Origin of the sequence: Streptomyces sp. cmx-18-6 (assembly GCF_046548915.1) — a bacterium.
Taxonomy (GTDB): Bacteria; Actinomycetota; Actinomycetes; order Streptomycetales; family Streptomycetaceae; genus Streptomyces.
In genome coordinates, this window is sequence record NZ_JAEBEP010000007.1 from 105,227 (window position 1) to 127,424 (window position 22,198).

A 22,198-nucleotide genomic window follows, 5' to 3' on the forward strand; every position below is an offset into this window, starting at 1 on the left:
TGTGTTGTCTGGACCTCATCCACTAAGAAGCGAAGGCTACGAAGTGCGTACGTACAGCCCCAAGCCCGGCGATGTCACTCGCCAGTGGCACATCATCGACGCCGAGGACATCGTTCTCGGCCGTCTGGCCACCACGGCTGCGAACCTCCTCCGAGGCAAGCACAAGGCGATCTACGCCCCCCACATGGACATGGGCGACTTCGTCATCATCATCAACGCCGAGAAGGTTCACCTTTCCGGCAACAAGAAGACCCAGAAGATGGCGTACCGCCACTCGGGCTTCCCGGGCGGTCTCCGTTCGGTGCGCTACGACGAGCTGCTCTCGAAGAACCCCGAGAAGGCCGTCGAGAAGGCCATCAAGGGCATGATCCCCAAGAACACCCTGGGCCGTCAGATGCTCTCGAAGCTCAAGGTCTACGCGGGCGACCAGCACCCGCACGCTGCTCAGCAGCCGGTCCCGTTCGAGATCACCCAGGTCGCGCAGTAGTTCCGGCCACCCCCTAAGACATACAGAAAGATCTGAGGAGAATCGTGGCCGAGACCACTGTTGAGACGACCGCCGACGACACGGCGGGCACCGAGGGCGAAGAGACCTTCGCCGAGGTGACCACCTTCGAGTCGGAGGTCCCCGTCGAGGGTGAGTACACCTCCGAGTCGCTCGCGGGCCGCTTCGGCGACCCGCAGCCCGCGGCCGGCCTCGGCCGGCGCAAGAACGCCATCGCCCGCGTCCGGATCGTTCCGGGCACCGGCAAGTGGAAGATCAACGGTCGCACCCTTGAGGACTACTTCCCCAACAAGGTGCACCAGCAGGAAGTCAACGAGCCCTTCAAGGTGCTCGAGCTCGACGGCCGCTACGACGTGGTCGCCCGTATCTCGGGTGGCGGCGTCTCCGGTCAGGCCGGCGCCCTGCGCCTCGGCGTGGCCCGCGCGCTGAACGAGGCGGACGTGGACAACAACCGCGCCACGCTGAAGAAGGCCGGCTTCCTCTCCCGCGACGACCGTGCGGTCGAGCGCAAGAAGGCCGGTCTGAAGAAGGCCCGTAAGGCCCCGCAGTACAGCAAGCGCTAAATCGCCTGCTCGTCCGCATTACACGAACGCCCCGGCGGCACACTCCGTGCTGCTGGGGCGTTCGTTTATCGGGCCCCGCAGGCGTATAACGGCATGAGACGTTCATCGGCCCGCACGGGACGCACGGGTCGACGGTCGGCGTTGCTGCCGCACCCCTCAGTCGTTTCGCTATTTTCGTAGTTGTGGTTGTTTAGTTTCGCTTTGATTTGGTTTTTTGTGGTTTCGGAGCACCTCGGAGGACACCAGTGGGACGACTCTTCGGCACGGACGGAGTGCGCGGTGTCGCCAACGCGGATCTGACGGCTGAGCTGGCGCTCGGGCTCTCGGTCGCGGCGGCGCACGTACTCGCCGAGGCGGGCACCTTCGAGGGCCATCGCCCGACCGCCCTGGTCGGCCGCGACCCCCGGGCGTCCGGAGAGTTCCTGGAGGCCGCCGTCGTGGCCGGTCTGGCCAGCGCGGGCGTGAACGTCCTGCGGGTCGGCGTGCTGCCGACGCCCGCGGTGGCGTACCTCACCGGCGCGCTCGGCGCGGACATCGGCGTGATGCTCTCCGCCAGCCACAACGCCATGCCGGACAACGGCATCAAGTTCTTCGCGCGCGGCGGCCACAAGCTCGCCGACGAGCTGGAGGACCGGATCGAGACGGTCTACGAGCAGCACCGCAGCGGCGAGCCCTGGAGCCGGCCGACCGGCGCGGGCGTCGGGCGGGTCACCGACTACACGGAGGGCTTCGACCGGTACGTCGCCCACCTCATCGGCGTCCTCCCCAACCGGCTCGACGGGCTGAAGGTCGTCCTGGACGAGGCGCACGGCGCGGCCGCCCGGGTCTCGCCCGAGGCGTTCGCGCGGGCGGGCGCCGAGGTGGTCACCATCGGGGCCGACCCGGACGGCCTGAACATCAACGACGGCTGCGGCTCCACCCACCTGGAGCTGCTGCGCGCCGCCGTCGTCGAGCACGGCGCGGACCTCGGCATCGCCCACGACGGCGACGCCGACCGCTGCCTCGCCGTGGACGCGGCGGGCGAGGAGGTCGACGGCGACCAGATCCTCGCCGTACTGGCCCTCGCCATGAAGGAGGCCGGGCAGCTGCGCAAGGACACCGTCGTCGGCACGGTGATGTCGAACCTCGGCTTCAAGATCGCCATGGAGCGCGAGGGCATTCAGCTCGTCCAGACGGCGGTCGGCGACCGTTACGTCCTGGAGTCGATGAAGGCCGAGGGTTTCGCGCTCGGCGGCGAGCAGTCCGGCCACGTCATCGTCCTGGACCACGCCACGACCGGCGACGGCACGCTGACCGGTCTGATGCTGGCGGCCCGGGTCGCCGCCACCGGCCGGGGCCTCGCGGAGCTGGCCGGGGTGATGCGGCGGCTGCCGCAGGTCCTCATCAACGTCCGCGATGTCGACAAGTCCCGGGTCGACACCTCCTCCGAGCTGGCCACCGCCGTGTCCGAGGCGGAGCGCGAACTCGGCTCGACCGGTCGCGTACTGCTGCGCCAGTCGGGTACGGAGCCGCTGGTACGGGTCATGGTCGAGGCCGCCGACATCGAGCAGGCGCGAGCGGTCGCGGGCCGGCTGGCCGATGTGGTGAAGTCCGCGCTGGGCTGAGCCGCGGAGCCGTACGCGTAGGGGAGTGCCTGAGCCGTATGTGGATGAGGGCGCCTGAGCCGTACGCGTACGGGAGTGTCTGAGTCGTACGCGTACGAGGGTGCCTGACGCGTACGCGGACGAGGGCACCCGAGCCGTACGCGTACGGCGTGCTCCCAGGTCATCGGCGATGACCTGGGAGCGCTTCGGTTTCCGGGCCGGTACGGCCTGTCTCCGGTCGGGCCAGGTCCTCCCCCCGGGCGTCGTCCGGTGCGGGCCTGCCGGTCAGGGCCGGTGTCCGCGGACGAACACCGCGACCCCCTCGGCGATCCAGGCGGCGCGCTCGTCCGCGCCGACGGCCGAAGCCGGCGGGCCGGGGGTGGCCGAGGCGAGGCGGGAGAAGTGGACCGCGGCGCGGTCGGCGTCGGGAATGAGCAGCAGCCCCGTATCGGCCCACCGGCGAAAGACGGCGGCCAGCTCCGCACGGACCCGTCCCGGGCCGGCCTGCCACCACTGGGTGATGACCTCGGTGCCGAGATGGGCGGCCTCGGCCTGGACCTGACCGATCAGCGCCCGGTGCGCCGCCGAGTGCGCCATGCCGGCCAGCCAGTCTCCCGAGTCGTCGAGCCAGTCGGTGGCGAACGCACGCAGGAGGGGCTCGACTTCTCCCGCGTTCGCAGCGGTTGAGAGGTGACGTCCGATCAGGGCGATCTCCGCCTCGGCGACTTGCGTGGCGGAGTCGACGATCACGGTGGTGAACAGCGCGCGCTTGTCCGCGAAGTGCTTGTAGATCGTGCGCGTAGAGGTTTCCGAGGCCGTGGCGATGGCGTCGATGCTGGCGCGCGCGTATCCGTCGCGGGCGAAGACCTCACGGCCGCCGGTCATGATCGCCTCGTGCTTGGCCGGTCGCAGTCGCCGGGCCGGCCCACCGCCCCCGGCCGACCGCCCGGGCGTCTCTGCCTCTGGGCTCACGATGACTCCTTACCTCTCGAACGAATGTGTTGCACTCTCGACGATAACAGGTAAAGTCTGCGTTGTACTTTACATCTCGCACGAGGAGAACGTCATGACGCGTCTCGCGATCGTCACCGGCAGTACCCGCACCCACCGCAGGGCCGAGGCCGTGGCCGACTGGGTCCTGACCAGCGCCCGGAAGGCCGCCCCGGAGGGAGTGGAGGTCGAGCTGGTCGACCTGGCCGACTTCGCGCTGCCGGTCCTCGACGAACCGGCCCCGGCCGCCTGGGGCATCTACGCCCACGAGCACACCAAGCGCTGGTCGCAGGCGATCGCCGGCTTCGACGGCTACGTATTCGTGACGCCGGAGTACAACCACGGCGTCCCCGGCCCGTTGAAGAACGCCATCGACTACCTGTACTCCGAGTGGAATCACAAGGCGGTCGGGTTCGTCAGCTACGGGGTCAACGGGGGTGTGCGCGCCGTCGAGCAGCTCCGCCAGATCGCCGCCGAGCTCAAGCTCGCCGATGTGGCCGCCCAGGTGGCCCTGAACAGCTTCACCGACTTCGACTACACCGACATCGACATGACCGACCCCACGGTCACCGGAGTCTTCGCACCGGACGAGCGCCACCTCGACGACCTGGCGGCGCTGCTGGACCAGGTCACGGTATGGAGCCGCGCGCTGGCTCCGGTCCGCGCCCGGGCGGCCGAAGAACTGACGGCGGCCCAGGGCTGACGACGGCCGGAGAACTGACGCCACCACGAGAGGGGCTGACTCCCATGCACGTGACACCGGGCGATCCTCGGAGCCGAGGCACGGGCGATCCCGGTCCGGCGGGCAGACCCTCCCCGTCGACGCGGGGCACCCTGCTGGTGATCCTCGCCGGGTTCCTCGCGCTGCCGATGTCCATGTCCGGTGCCGGTGTGGCCGTTCCGCGCATCGGCGCCGACCTGGGCGCCGGCGGCGCGGCCGCCCAGTGGGTGGTCACCGGGTACTTCCTGACCGCCTCGGCGCTCATGCTCGTGGCGGGGTCCCTGGCCGACGTGCTCGGGCGACGCCGCGTCTACCGTATCGGCGCACTCGTGTACGCCGCGGGCAGCCTCGCCGCGGCCCTCGCGCCGACCGTCGAGGTCCTGCTGGCGGCCCGGGTGCTCACCGGCCTCGGCGCGGCCGGAGTCATGGCCTCCGGTGGAGCGCTCGTGGCCGCGACCTTCACCGGACCCGCCCGCACCCGGGCCTTCGCCGCCATGGGAGCCACCGCGGGCCTCGGCCTGGCGCTGGGGCCATCGGCGGCGGGCTGGATGGTCGACGCCCTCGGGTGGCGGACGGGCTTCGGGATCTTCACCGTCGCCGGACTGGTCCTGTTGACCGGCACCCTCACGATGCGCGAGTCCCGCGCCACCACCCGGCCGCGCGTCGACGTCGCCGGGGCCTCGCTGCTGGCGGTGGGCCTGGCCGGTCTCATGCTCGCCGTCTCCCAGGGGCCCTCCCGGGGCTGGACCGATCCACTCGTGCTGGCTGCCGGGGGCGCGGGTGTCGTGGGACTGGTCGCACTGGTCCCGGTGGAGCACCGTGCGGTCAACCCGGTCCTGGACCTCGCGCTGCTGCGGCATCGCAGGTTCATGGGGTGGCTGCTGGCCGCGACCGCCACGGCCTTCGGCTACGGCGGGGTGCTCGCCTTCCTGCCCAGCTATCTGCAATCGCCGGTCGGCCACACCGCGAGCACCACCGGATTGATCATGCTGCTGCCCACCGTGCCCATGATGCTTCTGCCCACCCTCGCCGCCCGGCTGGTCAACCGCGGCGTCGGCCCCGCCGTCCTCATCGCCACGGCCCTGCTGGTGCTCTCCGCCGGCAACGGATGGCTGAGCGTGCTCCATCCCGACGTCGGCATCGCGACGCTCGTCGGGCCGCTGCTGACCGTCGGCATCGGCGTGGGCCTGGCCGCGGGCGTCATCGACGCCCAGGCCATGAACCAGGTCGACACCGACCGGGCGGGCATGGCCGCCGGCATGCTCAACACCGTCCGCAGCGGAGCCAATGCCCTCGTCCTCGCCCTCTTCGGCGCGGCCCTGATCGGCCTGCTCACCCTCTCCCTCGGTGAGCCGGACCTGGCCGGGCGCGTGGCCACCGGAAACATCCCCACGACCGGCGCGGACACGCTCGCCGGCCACCTCGCCGGCCACCTCACCGATGCCTGGCGCGTCGCCCTGCTCGGGCTGGCCGCTCTGGGCGCGCTCGCAGCCGTTGCCGCCGGTCTGCTCGTACGGACCACCGGTTGCCGCACCGGTCCGGCGGGTACGCGCCGCCCCCGCCCGGCACGTGCCGTACCCGCCCGTCCCGGCTCTCGCCCCGGGGCTCGTCCCGCTGACGGATGACTCGCGCGGATGACTCGCACGGATGACTCACACACTCGCGCAGACGACCCGCACGGACGACCCGCGCAGACGACCCGCACGGACGACCCGCGCAGACGACTCGCACGGACGACCCGCGCGGACGGATACGGCCGTGCGGGGGCGGTCACACCCCCACCGATGCCCCCGGCGTGCTCGCCGGGGGCTTTCGGGCGTGCCGGAACTTCCACAGGGCCTTCTGGACCAGCAGCGTCAGCGTGCCGGCGAGGACGATCCCGCCGAGGTTGGCGAGCAGCTGCTGTCCGGAGCCGATGGTCTGCTGGTAGTCGCGGTAGCTGAACGCGACGGCCGCGTTGGCGGCGGCCGGGACCGTGGTCACGGAGATCGCCACCCCGATCAGGGCCCCGGACTTGGCCGAGGTGAGGGAGAGCGTCCCGGCGACGCCCGCCAGGAACGCCACGACGAACGACATCCAGTCCGGCTGCCAGATGAACCCGGTGATCGGCCGCTCCGCCTCGATCATCGACCGCTGGAAGAGCCCGAGGGCGTCCATCAGCCAGGCGAACCCCGCCGTGATGACCATCGCCAGCACGAAGCCGCCGATCAGCGCCCACAGCGAGCGCGCCACCAGCCGGGGCGCGCGCTGCACGAAGGCCGTGGAGATCCCGGCGAGCGGGCCGAACTCCGGACCGAGCGCCATCGCGCCCACGATCAGCACCGCGTTGTCGAGCATCACCCCGCAGGCGGCGAGCATGGTGGCGAGGGCGAGGAAGGAGACGTAGGTGATGGAGAACGTCGAGTCCTCGTGCGTGGTCTCCTTCAGCTCCTCCCACAGCACGGCGTCCGCGCCGTCGCCCGGGGCCTCGCGCTCGGCCGTGTCGGCGCGGGAGGAGAGCGTGAGGTCCAGGTGCTCGATGCTGATCGCCCCCGACCTGTCGATGCCGAGCCGCCGCAGCTCCTCGATCAGCTGGTCACCGGCCTCCCGCGCCACGTCGCACATCACCACGTCCCCGGCCGGGGAGCGGGCGGCGCCGGGCAGGACGACCAGGTGGGCGGTGCCGATGGTCGACTCCAGAAGGGCGACGACCTCGTCGGTGACGTCGGCGGGCACGATCAGACGCAGGTGCAGCACGCGGCCGGCCCTCCCGGGGCTGAGCGGTCAGAGCTTGCGCAGGGACAGCCTCTGGACCTTGTGGTCCGGTCCCTTGCGGAGGACCAGAGTGGCACGGCCGCGCGTCGGAGCCACGTTCTCCAGCAGATTCGGCTTGTTGATGGTCCGCCACATGGTGCGCGCGTAGTCCAGCGCCTCCTCCTCGGAGACCTGGGTGTACTTGCGGAAGTACGAGGACGGGTCCTGGAACGCCGTGTCGCGCAGCTTGCGGAAGCGGCTGAGGTACCAGGTCTCGATGTCCTCGGCGCGCGCGTCCACGTACACGCTGAAGTCGAAGTAGTCGGCGAGCCCGACCCGCGTACGGCCGTCCTTGCCGGGCAGCGCGGGCTGGAGGACGTTGAGCCCCTCGACGATCAGGATGTCGGGGCGGCGCACGGTGAGCCGCTCGCCGGGGACGATGTCGTAGATCAGGTGCGAGTAGACGGGGGCGGTCACCTCGTCCTTGCCCGCCTTGATGTCCGCGACGAACCGGGTCAGGGCGCGCCGGTCGTACGACTCCGGGAATCCCTTGCGGGACGTCAGCCCGCGCGCCCGGAGCTCCTTCATCGGCAGCAGGAACCCGTCCGTCGTCACCAGCTCGACGCGCGGGTGCTCGGGCCAGCGGGCCAGCAGCGCCTGGAGGATACGGGCGCTGGTGGACTTCCCGACCGCGACACTGCCCGCGACCCCTATGACGAACGGGGTGCCGCGCTGTTCCCCGTGCCCGTTCCCGGCGTCCCCGAGGAAGGTGTTCAGCGCGCCGCGCAGGCTCGAGGTGGCCTGGACGTACAGGTTGAGCAGCCGGGAGAGCGGCAGATAGACGTCCCGCACCTCGTCGAGGTCGATCACGTCCCCGAGCCCGCGCAGCCGCTCCACCTCCTCGGCGGTCAGCGGCAACGGGGTCTTGTCCCGCAGGGCGCTCCACTCGTCGCGTGAGAGGTCGACGTAAGGGGTCGCCGCAGGCTCGGTGCGACGCTGGGGGCTCCGTGCGGGCGAGGTGATCACCCGTTCATTGTTGCGGGAGTTTTAACGGAGTGGGGGGTGGGGTCGGTCACGTGGGCGAACGGGGCCCGCCCGGCGGGGCGAGGCGGGCGGAGCGTTCGGGTGCGGGGCGGGACCGCGCTTGTAACATCGCGGGCCGTTCAGGCGTGTCTTTGACATGAAGCGGTGGAGAGCACCAACACACGAACCGGGCACCGGCCGGCACGGCCACGACCCGGGCCCCCGGAGGGGGCATCACGGGAATCCGGAACGGGGGAGAACGGATGACGACGGAAGCTGACTTCGACGCCTTCTACACCGCGACGGCCAGACGCCTGGTCGCCACGGTGTACGCGATGACCGGCGACCTGGCGGAGGCCGAGGACGCGGTCCAGGAGGCGTACGCACGTGCCTGGCAGCGCTGGGACCGGCTGACCCGCGAGGGCAACCCGCTCCCGTGGGTGCGGACCGTCGCGTCCCGGCTGGCGGTGAGCGCCTGGCGCCGCACCCGCAACCGGCTCCGCGCCCAACTGCGCCACGGGCCCTCCCCGGACGACCCGGGCCCGTCCGGACGCTCGGGCGACCGGGCCGCACTGGTGGCGGCCCTGCGCGAGCTGAGCCCGGACCAGCGGCAGGCCGTGGTGCTGCACCACCTGCTCGACCTGCCGGTGGAGGAGGTGGCCCGCGAGACGGGCTGCACCAGTGGCGCGGTACGGACCCGGCTCAGCCGCGCCCGGAAGCTGCTGGGCGAGCGGCTCGCGCACATAGACACGTACGACGAGGAGATGGTCCGGTATGGCTGACATCGAGGAACTGCTCACCGACGCCCCCGTGCGGCTCGCCCCGGCCGCGGCGATCCGCGCACGCGGCGAGCGCCGCGGGGCCCGCCGGCGGACGACCGTGGCCGCGGTGGCGGTCGTGGCAGTCGGGGCGCTCGGCTTCGGCGTGTGGACGGACCAGGTCCCGCTGCAGGAGAAGGGGACGGGCCGTACGGACGTGGCCACCCAGAGCCCGAGCCCGCGGGTGGACCGTACGGAGGCGGCCCCCCAGGGCCCGAACCCGTACCTCTCCGGCGGCGTGGTGCAGATCCTGGAGCCCTCGGAGCTGCCCGGGTACGAGGCCCTGCGCTGGAGGAGCGTCGACTCGACGACGGACGAGCTGGATGAGGACGCCCTGCACCAGGTGGGGCTGGACGGTGCGTGCGAGGGGTGGTTCGACGGCGCCGAAGATCCCGAGCAGCTGTTCACCCGCGTGTACACGGGCAAGGACGGCGCACGCGCCCGGCACCGCATCGCTGAGTACACAACCCGGGCCGCGGCCGTCAAGGCCATGGGCGAACTGGACGCGACGATCGTCAACTGCGGGGTGAAGAGGGCCAAGGGGAAGGCGGACGGTGCGTACGCCGGGGTGTCCCGGCACACGTCGGCCCGGTTGGCCGTCACCGTGGAGTCCTGGGGGGCGTGGGTCTCGGTGACGGAGACGCAGCAGCGGCCGGTGAAGACGGTGGACTGACCCGTGGGGCCGGGGCCGGCGGCCGGAGGGTTCAGGGGCAGTGGTCCCTGAACCCGCCCCGGCCGCCTGACGGGTCAACGGGTCGACTGGTCAACGAGTTTACGATCATGGGAGCGACGCCCGGCTCAAGGCGGCGGGCATCGGGCATCGGGCGGAAGGACACCATGGCGGACACGCAAATCCCGGACACGGCGGACCCGGCTCACGCGGACATCCCCGACACCGGATCCAACGGCACGGTCATCCTGCTCAACGGCACCTCCAGTTCCGGCAAGAGCAGCATCGCGGGCGAACTCCTCGACCTCCTGGACGGCACCTGGTTCCACATGCCGGTGGACGCCTTCCACGCGATGCGCTGCAAGGGCGAGATAGCCGAAGAGGACCTCCAGGCCGAGATCGACCGCACCGCCAAGGGCTTCCACCGCGCCGTCGCGGGCATGGCCGCCGCCGGAAACAACCTCGTCGTCGACTACCCGCTCAGTCGACGGTGGCGGCTGCTCGACCTCCTCGACCAACTGGTCCCCGAGGACACCGTCCTGGTCGGGGTGCGTTGTCCGCTCCCGGAGCTGGAGCGCCGTGAGATCGAGCGCGGGGACCGTCAGCGCGGCCTGGCCGCCCTGCAGTACGACCACGTGCACTCCCACGGGCTGCACGATGTCGACGTGGACACGAGTACCGACAGCCCGAGGGAGTGCGCCCTGCGGATACGCGAGACGCTGCCGCACCTGCCGCGCCCCACCGCCTTCGAGACGCTCCGGCGACGACTGCGGTAGGGCCTGTCTGATGGACCGGCGCGGAGGAAGACTTCTGGACCGGCGCGGAAGAAAACTTCGGGCGGCGTGTCGATCGGGCCCGGTCCCGTTCGTCGTCATCGTGTAAGGCGTCCCGCACGGCGGGCACGACAGGACACGACACGACCGGACACACGGCGACAGGAGTCGGACCATGAAGTACATGCTGCTGATCCACAGCGGGGCCGTCGACGAGCAGGGCGGTGCGCCCCAGTGCACCGTCGAGGACTGGATGGCCTACGACAAGGACGTGCGCGACGCCGGGATCCTCGTCTCCGGGGAGTCGCTGGCCGATCTGGTGACCGCCACCACCGTGCGGGTCTCGCCGGCCGGGGAGCGGACCGTGACGGACGGGCCGTTCGCGGAGACGCGGGAGCTGTTGGGCGGGTTCCTGGTCATCGACGTGCCGGATCTCGACACCGCCCTCGACTGGGCCGCCCGCTGTCCGGGCGCGCGGGACGGCGGCTCGGTCGTCGTCCGGCCCGTCGCGGACTTCGGGGGCTGAGACCGGTGGCGGGGGAGGGGCCGGAGGAGGGCCAGGCCGCCGTCGAGGCCGTCGAGGCCGTGTTCCGGGAGGAGCGCGGGTTGTTGCTGGCCTCCCTCGTACGCCGGTTCGGGGATCTCGACCTGGCCGAGGAGGTGACGTCCGAGGCGATCGAGGCGGCCCTCCTGCACTGGCCCGCCGAGGGCGTTCCCGCCCGGCCCGGGGCCTGGCTGCTGACGACCGCGCGGCGCAAGGCCGTGGACCGGCTGCGGCGGGACCAGGCGTACGCGGCCCGGCTCGCGGTCCTTCAGGCCGACGCGGAACGGGCCGAGGCGGCACCGGCCGCGGAGGCGTCCGGCGGGGGTGAACTGCCCGACGATCGGTTGCGGTTGTTCTTCACCTGCGCCCATCCCGCCCTCGCCGCCGAGGACCGTACGGCGCTGACTCTGCGCTGCCTCGCCGGGCTCACCACCCCCGAGGTGGCGCGGGCCTTCCTCGTGCCGACCGCGACGATGGCCCAGCGCATCGTGCGGGCCAAGAGGAAGATCCGCGAGGCCCGGATCCCGTTCCGGGTGCCCGGCCCCGACGAGCTGCCCGAGCGGCTGCCCGGGGTGCTCCAGGTCCTCTACTCGGTCTTCACCGAGGGGTACGCGGCCAGCGCCGGCCCCCGTCTCCAGCGGCCGGCCCTGGCCGAGGAGGCGATCCGCCTGGCCCGGATCCTGCGCCGCCTGCTGCCCGCCGAGCGCGAGAGCGCCGGGCTCCTCGCCCTGCTGCTCCTCGTCCACGCCCGGCGCGGGGCGCGGACCGGTCCTGAGGGGGAGCCGGTGCTCCTGGAGGACCAGGACCGGGGGCTCTGGGACCGGGTGATGATCGAGGAGGGGCGCGGCCTGGTGGTCCGGGCGCTGACCGGCGGACCGGCCGGGCCCTACGGGGTGCAGGCCGCCATCGCCGCCCTGCACGACGAGGCGGCGGACGTGGAGGGGACGGACTGGGCGCAGATCGTGGCCCTGTACGACGTGCTCCTCACCCTGACGCCGTCCCCCGTGGTGGCGGTGAACCGCGCCGTGGCGGTGGCCATGCGCGACGGGCCCGGGGCGGGGCTCGCGCTGCTCGACGCGTTGGGCGGGGAGCCCCGGCTGCGGGCGTACCAGCCGTACGCGGTGGCGCGGGGGGATCTGCTGAGCCGGCTGGGGCGCGGCGGGGAGGCCGACGCGGCGTACCGGGAGGCGCTGGAGCTGGCGGGCAGCGAGCCGGAGCGGGCCGCGCTGCGCCGGAAGCTGGGGCGGGGGTAAGGGAAGCCGGGGCGCGGGGAGGGGAGCCGGCGGAACTGACGTACGTACGGGAAAGGGAAGCCGGGAGTGCGAGGCTCGGGGGCCGCGAGCGCGGAGGAGAGGCGCGGGGCCCGCGAGTGTGGAGAAGGGGCGCGGGGCCCGCGAGCGCAGAGGAGAGGCGCGAGGGCCGCGAGCGCGGAGAAGGGGCATCGGACCGGCCCGATGCCCCTCCTCAAACCGGCTCAGCGCTCGCCGTGCCTACCGCTTCACTTGACCTTGAACGTGGACACGCTCGGCAGGAACGTCTTGCCGCCGTCCTTCGCGACGACCAGAACCGCTATGCGCCACGTCCCGGGGGCCTTCACGGCCTGCGCGCGGGTGATCGTGCGCTTGTACTTGCAGTCGGATACCTTGGCGCTCTTCACCTTGCAGCCGGCCGCGTCCGCCTTGATCAGTTCCTTGATGGTCGGGCGCGGCTTCCGGCTGTCGGGGTAGGCGAGGACCCTCAGGCCCCGGATGCCCGAGTCGTCCGTCACGCGGGCGGTGAAGGTCAGCGAACCGGACTTGCTCGCGGTCGGGGCGATGTAGGCGTTGGAGGTCTTCGTCACCCTCGGGGCGGGGTTCGGAACCTTCGCGGCGTCGGCGGCGTAGGCGCCGGTTCCTCCCAGCAGAGCGACACCGGTGAGTGCTGAGACGACGACGGCACGCTTGGACATGGGAACTCCTCAGTGATGGGTCAAATCAACTGTTGGGTCGGTACGCCGTGACCATTCGAACGGGTGATCGTGGCGCTGTGTTCATGGTGGGACAGCAGGTACTCCTGTGACGTGAGTAGCAGTACTCATCCCCCTTGCTGAGTAGTGCTTCTGAGTACCTGTCAGTTTCGGCCATCGGCTCCCTGGCCGAAATCTTCACCTTGACCCGGTCATGACATAGCACGATCCTGTGCCCGTCGCACAGCTCCACCCCCCACCCCGACGGACTCAGGAGACTGCCAGCATGCGACTCGTCAACGCACGGACATCCCGGCCGAGAACCCGGCCGGCCAGGACGAGGCGGAACGCCGCCATCGCCATCCTGCTCGCCCTCGGCCTCGCCGCCCCGGCGACCGCCGTCGCCACCGCCGAGCCCTCCGCCCCGAACGCGGCCGTCGCCGCGGACGAGCGGACCCTCCAGTACGAGATCACCGGGCGCACCACCCCCGCCGCCCGCACCGAGATCGCCCGCACGGGCGTCTCGATCGACGAGGTGCACGACCACGGCATCGTGATCACCGCGGACGCCGCCCAGGCCAGGAAGCTCCGGGCCAAGGGCCATGTCCTGGAGGCGCTGCCCGCGCCCGACGCCCATGCCCACGGGGCGGACGGCGTGGCCGCCCTCGACTTCCCGCCGGCCGACTCCCGCTACCACAACTACGCCGAGATGACCGCGGCGATCGACGCCCGCATCGCCGCCAACCCCTCGATCATGAGCAAGCGCGTCATCGGCAAGACCTACCAGGGCCGGGACATCGTCGCGATCAAGGTCAGCGACAACGTGGGAACCGACGAGGCCGAGCCCGAGGTCCTGTTCACCGCCCACCAGCACGCCCGCGAGCACCTGACCGTCGAGATGTCGCTCTACCTGCTCCGCGAGCTCGCCGCCGGTTACGGGAGCGACTCCCGGATCACCCAGGCGGTCAACAGCCGCGAGCTGTGGATCGTGCCGGACATGAACCCGGACGGCGGCGAGTACGACATCGCCACCGGCTCGTACCGCAGCTGGCGCAAGAACCGCCAGCCCAACTCCGGCTCCACCGCCGTGGGCACCGACCTCAACCGCAACTGGGCCTACAAGTGGGGCTGCTGCGGCGGTTCCTCCTCCAGCACGTCCTCGGAGACGTACCGCGGCAGGGCCGCCGAGTCCGCACCCGAGACGAAGGTCGTGGCGGACTTCGTGCGCAGCCGGGTGGTCGGCGGGAAGCAGCAGATCACGGCGGCCATCGACTTCCACACGTACAGCGAGCTGGTGCTCTGGCCGTTCGGCTACACGTACAACGACACCGCCCCCGGCATGACGGCCGACGACCGCAACGCGTTCGCCGCGGTGGGCCGCAAGATGGCGGCGAGCAACGGGTACACCGCCGAGCAGTCCAGTGACCTCTACATCACGGACGGGTCCATCGACGACTGGCTGTGGGGCTCGCAGAGGATCTTCGGCTACACCTTCGAGATGTACCCGCGTTCGGCCTCGGGCGGCGGCTTCTACCCGCCCGACGAGGTCATCGAGCGCGAGACCTCCCGCAACCGTGACGCGGTGCTGCAACTGATCGAGAACGCGGACTGCATGTACCGGTCGATCGGCAAGGAGGCGCAGTACTGCTAGTGACGGGCGACCGGTGACGGCACGCCGAGCACCCACCCACCCACCCCCTGCGCGTGGGTGGGTGCTCGGCGTGGTCGATCCGCTGCTCCGACATGTTCGGCCGGCCTCCCGTCGCAGGTGGGCATCCGCGAGGGATCGTGTGTCGTCGGCCTTCCTGCCGCGAGGCGCTTCCGGCCTTATGGTGCCGCTATGTGCGGAATCGTGGGTTATGTCGGTCGGCAGTCGGCGCAGGACGTCGTCGTCGCAGGACTCAAGCGCCTCGAATACCGGGGCTACGACTCGGCGGGCGTCGCCGTTCTCGCGGACGGCGGGCTCGCCGCCGCGAAGAAGGCGGGCAAGCTCGTCAATCTGGAGAAGGAGCTCGGGGACCGGCCGCTGCCGGTCGGACGGACCGGGATCGGGCACACGCGGTGGGCGACGCACGGCGCGCCCACCGATGCGAACGCCCACCCCCACCTGGACAACGCGGGCCGGGTCGCCGTCGTGCACAACGGGATCATCGAGAACTTCGCGGCCCTGCGGCGCGAGCTGACCGGGCGCGGGCACGCCCTGGGGTCGGAGACGGACACCGAGGTCGTCGCGCATCTGCTGGCCGAGGCGTTCTCGGCGGGCGGGGACCTCGCGGACGCCATGCGGCAGGTGTGCCGGCGGCTGGAGGGGGCGTTCACCCTGGTCGCCGTGCACGCGGACCAGCCGGACGTGGTGGTCGGGGCCCGGCGCAACTCGCCGCTCGTGGTGGGGGTGGGGGACGACGAGTGGTTCCTCGCCTCCGACGTCGCCGCCTTCATCGCGCACACCCGCTCCGCCGTCGAGCTGGGCCAGGACCAGGTCGTCGAGCTGAGCCGCGAGGGCGTCACCGTCACCGGGTTCGACGGGGAGGCCGCCGAGGTGCGCGAGTACCACGTCGACTGGGACGCCTCCGCCGCCGAGAAGGGCGGCTACGCCTCCTTCATGCTCAAGGAGATCGCCGACCAGCCGCAGGCCGTCGCCGACACCCTCCTCGGCCGGATCGACGGCGAGGGCGCGCTCCGCCTCGACGAGGTGCGCCTCCAGGACGCCGAGCTCCGCGAGGTCGACAAGGTCGTCATCGTCGCCTGCGGGACCGCGTTCCACGCCGGGATGATCGCCAAGTACGCCATCGAGCACTGGACCCGGCTGCCCTGTGAGACCGAGCTCGCCAGCGAGTTCCGCTACCGCGACCCGATCCTGGACCAGCGCACCCTGGTCGTCGCCATCTCCCAGTCCGGCGAGACCATGGACACCCTGATGGCGCTCCGGCACGCCCGCGAGCAGGGCGCGAAGGTGCTGGCCATCTGCAACACGAACGGTTCGACGATCCCGCGCGAGTCCGACGCCGTCCTCTACACGCACGCCGGGCCCGAGGTCGCCGTCGCCTCCACCAAGGCGTTCCTCACCCAGCTCGTCGCCTGCTACCTCGTGGCCCTGTACCTCGGCCAGTTGCGGGGCACCAAGTGGGGCGACGAGATCCGTACGGTGGTGCGCCAGCTCTCCGCGATCTCCGGCGAGGTCGACCGCGTCCTGGCGACCATGGAGCCCGTCCGCGCACTGGCCCGCTCCCTCGCCCACCACGACACCGTGCTCTTCCTCGGGCGGCACGTCGGCTACCCGGTCGCCCTCGAAGGCGCGCTCAAGCTCAAGGAACTCGCCTATATGCACGCGGAGGGGTTCGCCGCCGGGGAGCTCAAGCACGGGCCGATCGCGCTCATCGAGGAAGGGCTCCCGGTCGTCGTCATCGTGCCGTCACCGCGCGGGCGTTCCGTGCTGCACGACAAGATCGTGTCGAACATCCAGGAGATCCGGGCCCGAGGCGCGCTCACCGTCGTCGTCGCCGAGGAGGGCGACGAGGCCGTCGTCCCGTACGCCGACCACCTCATCACCGTCCCCGCAACGCCTACGCTGCTTCAGCCGCTGGTCGCCACCGTGCCGCTCCAGGTGTTCGCCTGCGAGCTGGCGACGGCCCGCGGCAACGAAGTGGACCAGCCGCGCAACCTGGCGAAGTCCGTGACCGTGGAGTGAGTGGAGTGACCCGGGGAACGCCCGGGTCGACGAGGGTGGGTTCGTGATCATTGGGGTCGGGATCGATGTGGCCGAGATCGAGCGGTTCGGCGCGGCGCTGGAGCGTACGCCCCAGTTGGCCGAACGGCTCTTCGTGGCGAGTGAGCTGACGCTGCCCGGCGGCGAGCGGCGCGGGGTCGCCTCGCTCGCCGCCCGGTTCGCCGCGAAGGAGGCCCTGGCGAAGGCGCTCGGAGCGCCGGGCGGGCTGCTCTGGAGCGACGCGGAGGTCTGGGTCGAGGAGAGCGGACAGCCCCGGCTGAGGGTGCGCGGCACGGTCGCCGCCCGGGCGGCGGAACTGGGCGTGCGCGGCTGGCACGTCTCGCTCAGCCATGACGCCGGGGTGGCTTCGGCCGTGGTGATCGCGGAGGGGTGAGCCGCCCAGGCCATCGGCGCTGGTACGGGGGTGGGTTCGGCCGCGCTGATCGCGGAAAGGGCGAGCCGCCCGGGCCTGGTGGTGATCGCGGCGGGGTGACGGCCGGGGGCGTCTGGGTGCGGATGCGGGGGTGGCGTTCGCCCCCGTGATCGCGGAGGGTTGAACCCATGCGACTGATCGCGGAGGGTTGAACCCATGCGACGTGCCTACAGCGTGGAGACCGTACGGGCCGCGGAGGCCGCCCTCCAGAAGCGGCTGCCGGAGGGCGCCCTGATGCGGCGCGCCGCCGCCGGCCTCGCCGTGGCCTGCGGCGATCTGCTGCGGCGCAACGGCCGGGTGTACGGGTCCCGGGTCCTGCTCCTGGTCGGCAGCGGCGACAACGGCGGCGACGCCCTGTACGCCGGCGCACGCCTGGCCCGCCGGGGCGCGGGCGTACGGGCCCTCCTCATCTCGCCGGACCGGGCCCACGAGGGCGGGCTCGCCGCGTTCCTGGCCGCCGGGGGACAGGTGGCCGAAGGACCCGAGGGGCTCGGCGCGCTCGACCTCGTCGTCGACGGCATCACCGGCATCGGCGGGCGCGGCGGGCTGCGCGAGGACGCCACCGCGCTGGTGCGGGCGGTGACCCGGGACCGTACCCCCGTCATCGCCGTCGACCTGCCCAGCGGGGTCGAGGCCGACAGCGGGGAGGTGCACGGCGAGGCGGTCCGGGCGGACGCGACGGTCACCTTCGGCACGTACAAGCCGGGCCTCCTGATCGACCCGGCCGCCGAACACGCGGGCGCCCTGCGGCTGGTGGACATCGGCCTCGGCCCGGAGCTGCCGGAGCCGCCGGACCTGGAGGCGCTCCAGTACGCGGACGTGGCGGCGCTGCTGCCGGTGCCGGGGGCGGCGAGCGACAAGTACCGGCGCGGGGTCGTCGGCGTCGTCGCCGGGTCCGACCGCTACCCGGGCGCGGCGGTCCTCGCGGTCGCGGGCGCGCTGCGCGGCGGGGCCGGGGCCGTGCGGTACACCGGGTCCGGCGCGGACGCGGTGATCGCCCGCTTCCCGGAGGCGCTGGTGCACGCCGGGCCGCCGTCGAAGGCCGGGCGCGTGCAGGCGTGGGTGGTCGGGCCGGGCATCGGGGACGGGCGGGAGGCGGAGGAGGCGGTCGCGGACGTGCTGGCCGCCGACGTCCCCGTACTGGTCGACGCGGACGGGCTGCGGCTGCTGGACGCGGAGACCGTACGGACCCGGAGCTGCGCCACCGTCCTGACCCCGCACGCCGGGGAGGCCGCGGCCCTGCTGGGCGTGGCGCGCGAGGAGGTGGAGGCCGGGCGGCTCGCCGCCGTCCGGGAACTGGCCGCCCGCTACCGCGCCACCGTGCTCCTCAAGGGCTCCACGACCCTGGTGGCGGAGGCCCGGGACACCCCCGTACGGGTCAACCCGACCGGGACCGGATGGCTCGCCACGGCGGGCAGCGGCGACGTGCTGTCCGGGCTGACCGGCTCGCTGCTCGCGGCCGGGCTCGCCCCCCGCGACGCCGCGTCCGTGGGCGCGTACCTGCACGGGCTCGCCGCCCGGCACGGCGCGGGCGGGGCCCCGCTCTCCGCGCAGGACGTCGCGGACGGCATCCCGGCGGCGTGGCGGGACGTGCGGGCCGGCTGACGCGGGGCCATGGTGGAAGCCCCGGCAGAAGGGCGGCCCCACGGTGAGCGGCAGCGAACCCGTACGCGTACGCAGGGTCTACGACCCGCCCGAGGACGGCGACGGCACTCGCGTCCTGGTCGACCGGCTCTGGCCCCGGGGCGTCTCCAAGGAGCGCGCCGCGATCGACGTGTGGCTGAAGGAGGTCACTCCCTCCGACGAGCTGCGCTCCTGGTACCACCAGGACCGCTCCGGGACCCGGCACGACGCGTTCGTCGAGCGCTACCGCACCGAGCTGGAGGACCCGGCCCACACCGAGGCCGTCGACCGGCTCGTGGGGCTGGCGCGCGAGGACGGCCCCGTCACGCTGATCACCGCCGTCAAGGACGTGGCCGACAGTCATGTGCCGGTCCTGGTCGACCACCTCGCGCATGTGATGAAACGTACATAGGCATGGATAACGGCGTGCGGTACCTCAGAGGCGGCGGATGCCTCTGAGACACTGAACGCGATGAACGAGACAGCGTCCCTGAGAGCCCGTGCCGAGATCGACCTCGCCGCGCTGCGCGCCAATGTGCGCGCCCTGCGCGGGCGTGCGGCCGGGGCACAGCTCATGGCCGTGGTGAAGTCGGACGGGTACGGGCACGGGGCCGTGCCCTGCGCCCGGGCCGCGCGCGAGGCCGGGGCGACCTGGCTCGGCACCGCCACCCCGCAGGAGGCCCTGGCCCTGCGGGCCGCCGGGCTGGAGGGCCGGATCATGTGCTGGCTCTGGACGCCGGGCGGCCCCTGGCGCGAGGCGATCGAGGCCGGCATCGACGTGTCGGTCAGCGCCCTGTGGGCCCTGCGCGAGATCGTCGCCGCCGGAGCCGACCGCCCGGCCCGCGTCCAGCTCAAGGCCGACACCGGCCTCGGCCGGGGCGGCTGCCAGCCCGCCGACTGGCCCGAACTCGTCTCCGAGGCCCGCGCCGCCGAACAGGCCGGCCACATCCGGATCACCGGCCTCTGGTCCCACTTCGCCTGCGCCGACGAGCCCGGCCACCCCTCGATCGCCCCCCAACTGGCCGCGTTCCGGGACATGGTCGCGTACGCCGAGAAGGAGGGCGTCGAGCCCGAGGTGCGCCACCTGGCCAACTCCCCGGCCACGCTGACCATCCCGGAGGCGCACTTCGACCTCGTACGGACCGGCATCGCGATGTACGGCGTCTCGCCCGCCCCGGAACTGGGCGCCCCCGCCGAGCTGGGGCTCCGCCCGGTGATGACGCTCACCGCCTCCGTCGCCCTGGTCAAGGACGTCCCCGCCGGCCACGGCGTCAGCTACGGCCACCACTACGCCACCCCCGCCGGGACGACCCTCGGCCTGATCCCGGTCGGCTACGCGGACGGCGTCCCGCGCCACGCGTCGGGCCGGGGCCCGGTGCTGGTCGGCGGCAAGGTGCGGACGGTGGCGGGCCGCGTCGCCATGGACCAGTTCGTCGTCGACCTCGGCGGCGACCGGCCCGAACCGGGCGCGGAGGCCGTGCTCTTCGGTCCCGGCGACCGGGGCGAGCCGACCGTGGAGGACTGGGCGGTGGCCGCCGGCACGATCGGGTACGAGATCGTCACCCGGATCGGAACCCGGGTACCGAGGGTGTACGTGAACGAGACGGCGGGTCCGGCGGGCCCGGCCGATCCGAGCGGGGGCGCGGCACGGTGAGCGAGAGCAGCGCGGGGGCGGCGGCGGGGGACGTCATGGCGGCAGCCGCCACGACGGCGGCCGGCTGGCGGCGGGCGGGCGTGGCCGGGGCCGCGATAGGAGTGCTCGCCGCCGGTGCGGCGGCCGGGGTCGCCGTCGAGCGGCTCACCGTGGGGCGCGGCATGCGCAAGAAGGCCCGTCTGGCGCTGGACGCGACCGGGCCCTACGGCTCGCTGCGCGGGACGCCGGGGCGCGCGGTCGCCGACGACGGGACCGAGCTGTACTACGAGGTCGACGAGGTGGAGCCCGTACAGCCGTCGGAGGGGGCCGCATCGGACGGCAACCGCCGCCGCCGGCTGTTCGGGCGCAAGGCCCCCGCCCCCGTGACCGTCGTCTTCAGCCACGGCTACTGCCTCGGCCAGGACTCCTGGCACTTCCAGCGCGCGGCCCTGCGCGGCCTCGTACGGGCCGTCTACTGGGACCAGCGCAGCCACGGCCGCTCCGAGCGCGGCCGGTCCCAGCGGGACGGGGTGGCCCTCGGCATCGACCAGCTGGGCCGGGACCTGAAGGCCGTCGTCGACGCGGCGGCCCCCGAGGGGCCGATCGTGCTCGTCGGCCACTCCATGGGCGGCATGACGATGATGGCGCTGGCCGACCAGTACCCGGCTCTCATCCGCGACCGGGTCGCCGCCGTCGCGTTCGTCGGCACCTCCAGCGGCAAGCTCGGCGAGGTGAACTTCGGGCTGCCGGTGGCGGGCGTGCGGGCGGTGCGCCGGGTGCTGCCGGGGGTGCTGCGGGCGCTGGGGACGCAGGCGGAGCTGGTGGAGAAGGGGCGCAGGGCCACCGCCGACCTGTTCGCCGGGCTGATCAAGCGGTACTCGTTCAGCTCGCGGGACGTGGACCCGGCGGTCGCCCGGTTCGCGGAGCGGCTGATCGAGTCGACCCCGATCGACGTGGTCGCCGAGTTCTACCCGGCCTTCACCGAGCACGACAAGAGCGGGGCGCTGCCCGCGTTCCGGGACGTGCCGGTGCTGATCCTGGCCGGGGAGAAGGACCTGGTCACCCCCAGCTCGCACAGCGAGGCCATCGCGGACGTGCTGCCGGAGGCCGAGCTGATCCTCGTACCGGACGCCGGGCACCTGGTGATGCTGGAGCACCCGGAGACGGTCACCGACCGGCTGGCCGACCTGCTCGTACGCAGCGGTGCGGTGCCGGCCGCTAACGTTGGCGAGCATGGAAGCACCGCAGAGCGGCCCGGCCGCCGATAGCCCCGAGACGGCCGTCCGCGAGGCCGTACCCGAAGCCGCGGGCGTGCCCGGGGCCGTCACCGTGACGCTCGCCGTCGAGTCACCCGAACAGATGCGGGACCTGGGCCGCCGCCTCGCCCGCGTCCTGGGCCCCAGCGACCTGGTCATGCTCACGGGCGAGCTGGGCGCGGGGAAGACGACGCTGACCCGGGGCCTCGGCGAGGGCCTGGGCGTGCGCGGCGCGGTCACCTCGCCCACCTTCGTCATCGCCCGCGTTCACCCCTCGCTGGTCGGGGGCCCGGCGCTGGTCCACGTCGACGCGTACCGCCTGGGCGGCGGGCTCGACGAGATGGAGGACCTGGACCTGGACGTGTCGCTGCCGGAGTCGGTGGTGGTCGTGGAGTGGGGCGACGGGAAGGTGGAGGAGCTCTCCGAGGACCGGCTCCGGGTGCTCATCGACCGCGCGACCGGCCACACGGACGACGAGCGGCGCAAGGTGACCCTGGTGGGCATCGGGGCGCGCTGGGCGGGGCTGCGGGAGGAGCTGGCGTAGGCCGGGGTCTCGCGCGGAGAGCCGCCGGCGTGGACCGGGACGTCGCGGGAAGGTCGCTTTCCCGACGGGCTGTCGGTAAATTGTTGCGCACGGGACGGTGGTCGTGGTCACATGGGTACGAGACCTGGTTAGGTA

The 22,198-nt window shown here is 72.6% G+C and carries 22 protein-coding genes; 18 read left to right on the forward strand and 4 right to left on the reverse strand.

Annotated features, from left to right (window positions below):
* Positions 1-43 precede the first annotated feature (43 nt).
* The 3 genes from rplM (at position 44) to glmM (ending at position 2,672) form a co-directional block, all read left to right on the forward strand.
* A complete protein-coding gene (rplM, locus tag ACLJPL_RS18230) occupies positions 44-487 on the forward strand; it encodes a 50S ribosomal protein L13 (protein WP_030914195.1) in 444 nt (147 codons plus the stop codon).
* A gap of 44 nt (positions 488-531) precedes the next feature.
* Positions 532-1,068 (forward strand): 30S ribosomal protein S9, encoded by a 537-nt coding sequence (rpsI, locus tag ACLJPL_RS18235; protein WP_411081873.1) that lies wholly within the window; start codon positions 532-534, stop codon positions 1,066-1,068.
* A 245-nt stretch (positions 1,069-1,313) separates the two neighbouring features.
* Positions 1,314-2,672, forward strand: a complete 1,359-nt coding sequence (glmM, locus tag ACLJPL_RS18240) for a phosphoglucosamine mutase (RefSeq protein ID WP_411081874.1) — start codon at positions 1,314-1,316, stop codon at positions 2,670-2,672.
* 264 nt (positions 2,673-2,936) lie between these two features.
* Here glmM and ACLJPL_RS18245 read toward each other — a convergent pair whose 3' ends face one another.
* Entirely contained in the window at positions 2,937-3,623 is a 687-nt protein-coding gene (locus ACLJPL_RS18245) for a TetR/AcrR family transcriptional regulator (RefSeq protein ID WP_411081875.1), read from the reverse strand.
* A 94-nt stretch (positions 3,624-3,717) separates the two neighbouring features.
* On the opposite strand from ACLJPL_RS18245, the gene ACLJPL_RS18250 reads away from it, so the two are divergent.
* The gene (locus ACLJPL_RS18250; RefSeq protein ID WP_411081876.1) at positions 3,718-4,344 is read left to right on the forward strand and encodes an NADPH-dependent FMN reductase; all 627 of its coding nucleotides are present in this window, start codon (positions 3,718-3,720) and stop codon (positions 4,342-4,344) included.
* A 44-nt stretch (positions 4,345-4,388) separates the two neighbouring features.
* A complete protein-coding gene (locus ACLJPL_RS18255; protein WP_411081877.1) occupies positions 4,389-5,987 on the forward strand; it encodes an MFS transporter in 1,599 nt (532 codons plus the stop codon).
* A gap of 145 nt (positions 5,988-6,132) precedes the next feature.
* Here the strand turns inward: ACLJPL_RS18255 and ACLJPL_RS18260 are convergent, their stop codons facing one another.
* Both ACLJPL_RS18260 and coaA read right to left on the reverse strand, forming a co-directional pair.
* Entirely contained in the window at positions 6,133-7,098 is a 966-nt protein-coding gene (locus tag ACLJPL_RS18260) for a DUF389 domain-containing protein (RefSeq protein ID WP_411081878.1), read from the reverse strand.
* 27 nt (positions 7,099-7,125) lie between these two features.
* Positions 7,126-8,121 carry a type I pantothenate kinase gene (coaA, locus tag ACLJPL_RS18265; protein ID WP_411081879.1) on the reverse strand — a complete coding sequence of 332 codons (996 nt, stop codon included), beginning with the start codon at positions 8,119-8,121 and terminating at the stop codon, positions 7,126-7,128.
* A 260-nt stretch (positions 8,122-8,381) separates the two neighbouring features.
* Here coaA and ACLJPL_RS18270 point away from each other — a divergent pair, with 260 nt between their 5' ends.
* The 5 genes from ACLJPL_RS18270 to ACLJPL_RS18290 all read left to right on the forward strand — a co-directional run bounded on the left by ACLJPL_RS18270 (position 8,382) and on the right by ACLJPL_RS18290 (position 12,176).
* Positions 8,382-8,900 carry a SigE family RNA polymerase sigma factor gene (locus ACLJPL_RS18270; RefSeq protein ID WP_411081880.1) on the forward strand — a complete coding sequence of 173 codons (519 nt, stop codon included), beginning with the start codon at positions 8,382-8,384 and terminating at the stop codon, positions 8,898-8,900.
* Positions 8,893-9,609, forward strand: a complete 717-nt coding sequence (locus tag ACLJPL_RS18275; RefSeq protein ID WP_411081881.1) for a hypothetical protein — start codon at positions 8,893-8,895, stop codon at positions 9,607-9,609. Before ACLJPL_RS18270 ends, ACLJPL_RS18275 begins: the two co-directional genes overlap by 8 nt.
* Before the next feature lie 164 nt (positions 9,610-9,773).
* Positions 9,774-10,382 carry a phosphotransferase-like protein gene (locus ACLJPL_RS18280; RefSeq protein WP_411081882.1) on the forward strand — a complete coding sequence of 203 codons (609 nt, stop codon included), beginning with the start codon at positions 9,774-9,776 and terminating at the stop codon, positions 10,380-10,382.
* Positions 10,383-10,554: 172 nt separating this feature from the next.
* Positions 10,555-10,905, forward strand: coding sequence for a YciI family protein (locus tag ACLJPL_RS18285; RefSeq protein ID WP_015610760.1), 351 nt, complete (start codon positions 10,555-10,557; stop codon positions 10,903-10,905).
* 5 nt (positions 10,906-10,910) lie between these two features.
* Entirely contained in the window at positions 10,911-12,176 is a 1,266-nt protein-coding gene (locus tag ACLJPL_RS18290) for an RNA polymerase sigma factor (RefSeq protein ID WP_411081883.1), read from the forward strand.
* Positions 12,177-12,421: 245 nt separating this feature from the next.
* Here the strand turns inward: ACLJPL_RS18290 and ACLJPL_RS18295 are convergent, their stop codons facing one another.
* On the reverse strand, positions 12,422-12,871 hold the full coding sequence (locus tag ACLJPL_RS18295; RefSeq protein WP_411081884.1) for a DUF5707 domain-containing protein: 450 nt from the start codon (positions 12,869-12,871) through the stop codon (positions 12,422-12,424).
* Positions 12,872-13,154: 283 nt separating this feature from the next.
* On the opposite strand from ACLJPL_RS18295, the gene ACLJPL_RS18300 reads away from it, so the two are divergent.
* The 8 genes from ACLJPL_RS18300 (at position 13,155) to tsaE (ending at position 22,063) form a co-directional block, all read left to right on the forward strand.
* A complete protein-coding gene (locus tag ACLJPL_RS18300; protein ID WP_411081885.1) occupies positions 13,155-14,519 on the forward strand; it encodes a M14 family metallopeptidase in 1,365 nt (454 codons plus the stop codon).
* A 189-nt stretch (positions 14,520-14,708) separates the two neighbouring features.
* On the forward strand, positions 14,709-16,556 hold the full coding sequence (gene glmS, locus ACLJPL_RS18305; RefSeq protein WP_411081886.1) for a glutamine--fructose-6-phosphate transaminase (isomerizing): 1,848 nt from the start codon (positions 14,709-14,711) through the stop codon (positions 16,554-16,556).
* Positions 16,557-16,599: 43 nt separating this feature from the next.
* Positions 16,600-16,968: a holo-ACP synthase gene (locus ACLJPL_RS18310; protein ID WP_411081887.1), complete on the forward strand. Its 369-nt coding sequence runs from the start codon at positions 16,600-16,602 to the stop codon at positions 16,966-16,968.
* A gap of 195 nt (positions 16,969-17,163) precedes the next feature.
* Complete coding sequence (locus ACLJPL_RS18315; RefSeq protein WP_411081888.1) at positions 17,164-18,612, forward strand: NAD(P)H-hydrate dehydratase; 1,449 nt, start codon at positions 17,164-17,166, stop codon at positions 18,610-18,612.
* A gap of 43 nt (positions 18,613-18,655) precedes the next feature.
* Positions 18,656-19,042 (forward strand): DUF488 domain-containing protein, encoded by a 387-nt coding sequence (locus ACLJPL_RS18320; protein ID WP_411081889.1) that lies wholly within the window; start codon positions 18,656-18,658, stop codon positions 19,040-19,042.
* A gap of 60 nt (positions 19,043-19,102) precedes the next feature.
* The gene (gene alr, locus ACLJPL_RS18325) at positions 19,103-20,284 is read left to right on the forward strand and encodes an alanine racemase (protein ID WP_411081890.1); all 1,182 of its coding nucleotides are present in this window, start codon (positions 19,103-19,105) and stop codon (positions 20,282-20,284) included.
* Positions 20,281-21,531, forward strand: coding sequence for an alpha/beta fold hydrolase (locus ACLJPL_RS18330; RefSeq protein ID WP_411081891.1), 1,251 nt, complete (start codon positions 20,281-20,283; stop codon positions 21,529-21,531). The genes alr and ACLJPL_RS18330 overlap by 4 nt, the downstream gene beginning before the upstream one ends.
* Positions 21,497-22,063, forward strand: coding sequence for a tRNA (adenosine(37)-N6)-threonylcarbamoyltransferase complex ATPase subunit type 1 TsaE (gene tsaE, locus ACLJPL_RS18335; RefSeq protein WP_411081892.1), 567 nt, complete (start codon positions 21,497-21,499; stop codon positions 22,061-22,063). Before ACLJPL_RS18330 ends, tsaE begins: the two co-directional genes overlap by 35 nt.
* The last annotated feature ends 135 nt before the right edge of the window (positions 22,064-22,198 follow it).

Bases quoted from the DNA above. Each gene is read 5' to 3' on its own strand.
- ACLJPL_RS18270 (WP_411081880.1), top strand. From the start codon at position 8,382: ATGACGACGGAAGCTGACTTCGACGCCTTCTACACCGCGACGGCCAGA.
- ACLJPL_RS18275 (WP_411081881.1), top strand. From the start codon at position 8,893: ATGGCTGACATCGAGGAACTGCTCACCGACGCCCCCGTGCGGCTCGCC.
- alr (WP_411081890.1), top strand. From the start codon at position 19,103: ATGAACGAGACAGCGTCCCTGAGAGCCCGTGCCGAGATCGACCTCGCC.
- ACLJPL_RS18295 (WP_411081884.1), bottom strand. From the start codon at position 12,871: ATGTCCAAGCGTGCCGTCGTCGTCTCAGCACTCACCGGTGTCGCTCTG.
- glmS (WP_411081886.1), top strand. From the start codon at position 14,709: ATGTGCGGAATCGTGGGTTATGTCGGTCGGCAGTCGGCGCAGGACGTC.
- ACLJPL_RS18315 (WP_411081888.1), top strand. From the start codon at position 17,164: ATGCGACGTGCCTACAGCGTGGAGACCGTACGGGCCGCGGAGGCCGCC.
- ACLJPL_RS18285 (WP_015610760.1), top strand. From the start codon at position 10,555: ATGAAGTACATGCTGCTGATCCACAGCGGGGCCGTCGACGAGCAGGGC.
- ACLJPL_RS18300 (WP_411081885.1), top strand. From the start codon at position 13,155: ATGCGACTCGTCAACGCACGGACATCCCGGCCGAGAACCCGGCCGGCC.
- ACLJPL_RS18280 (WP_411081882.1), top strand. From the start codon at position 9,774: ATGGCGGACACGCAAATCCCGGACACGGCGGACCCGGCTCACGCGGAC.
- ACLJPL_RS18255 (WP_411081877.1), top strand. From the start codon at position 4,389: ATGCACGTGACACCGGGCGATCCTCGGAGCCGAGGCACGGGCGATCCC.
- ACLJPL_RS18250 (WP_411081876.1), top strand. From the start codon at position 3,718: ATGACGCGTCTCGCGATCGTCACCGGCAGTACCCGCACCCACCGCAGG.
- tsaE (WP_411081892.1), top strand. From the start codon at position 21,497: ATGGAAGCACCGCAGAGCGGCCCGGCCGCCGATAGCCCCGAGACGGCC.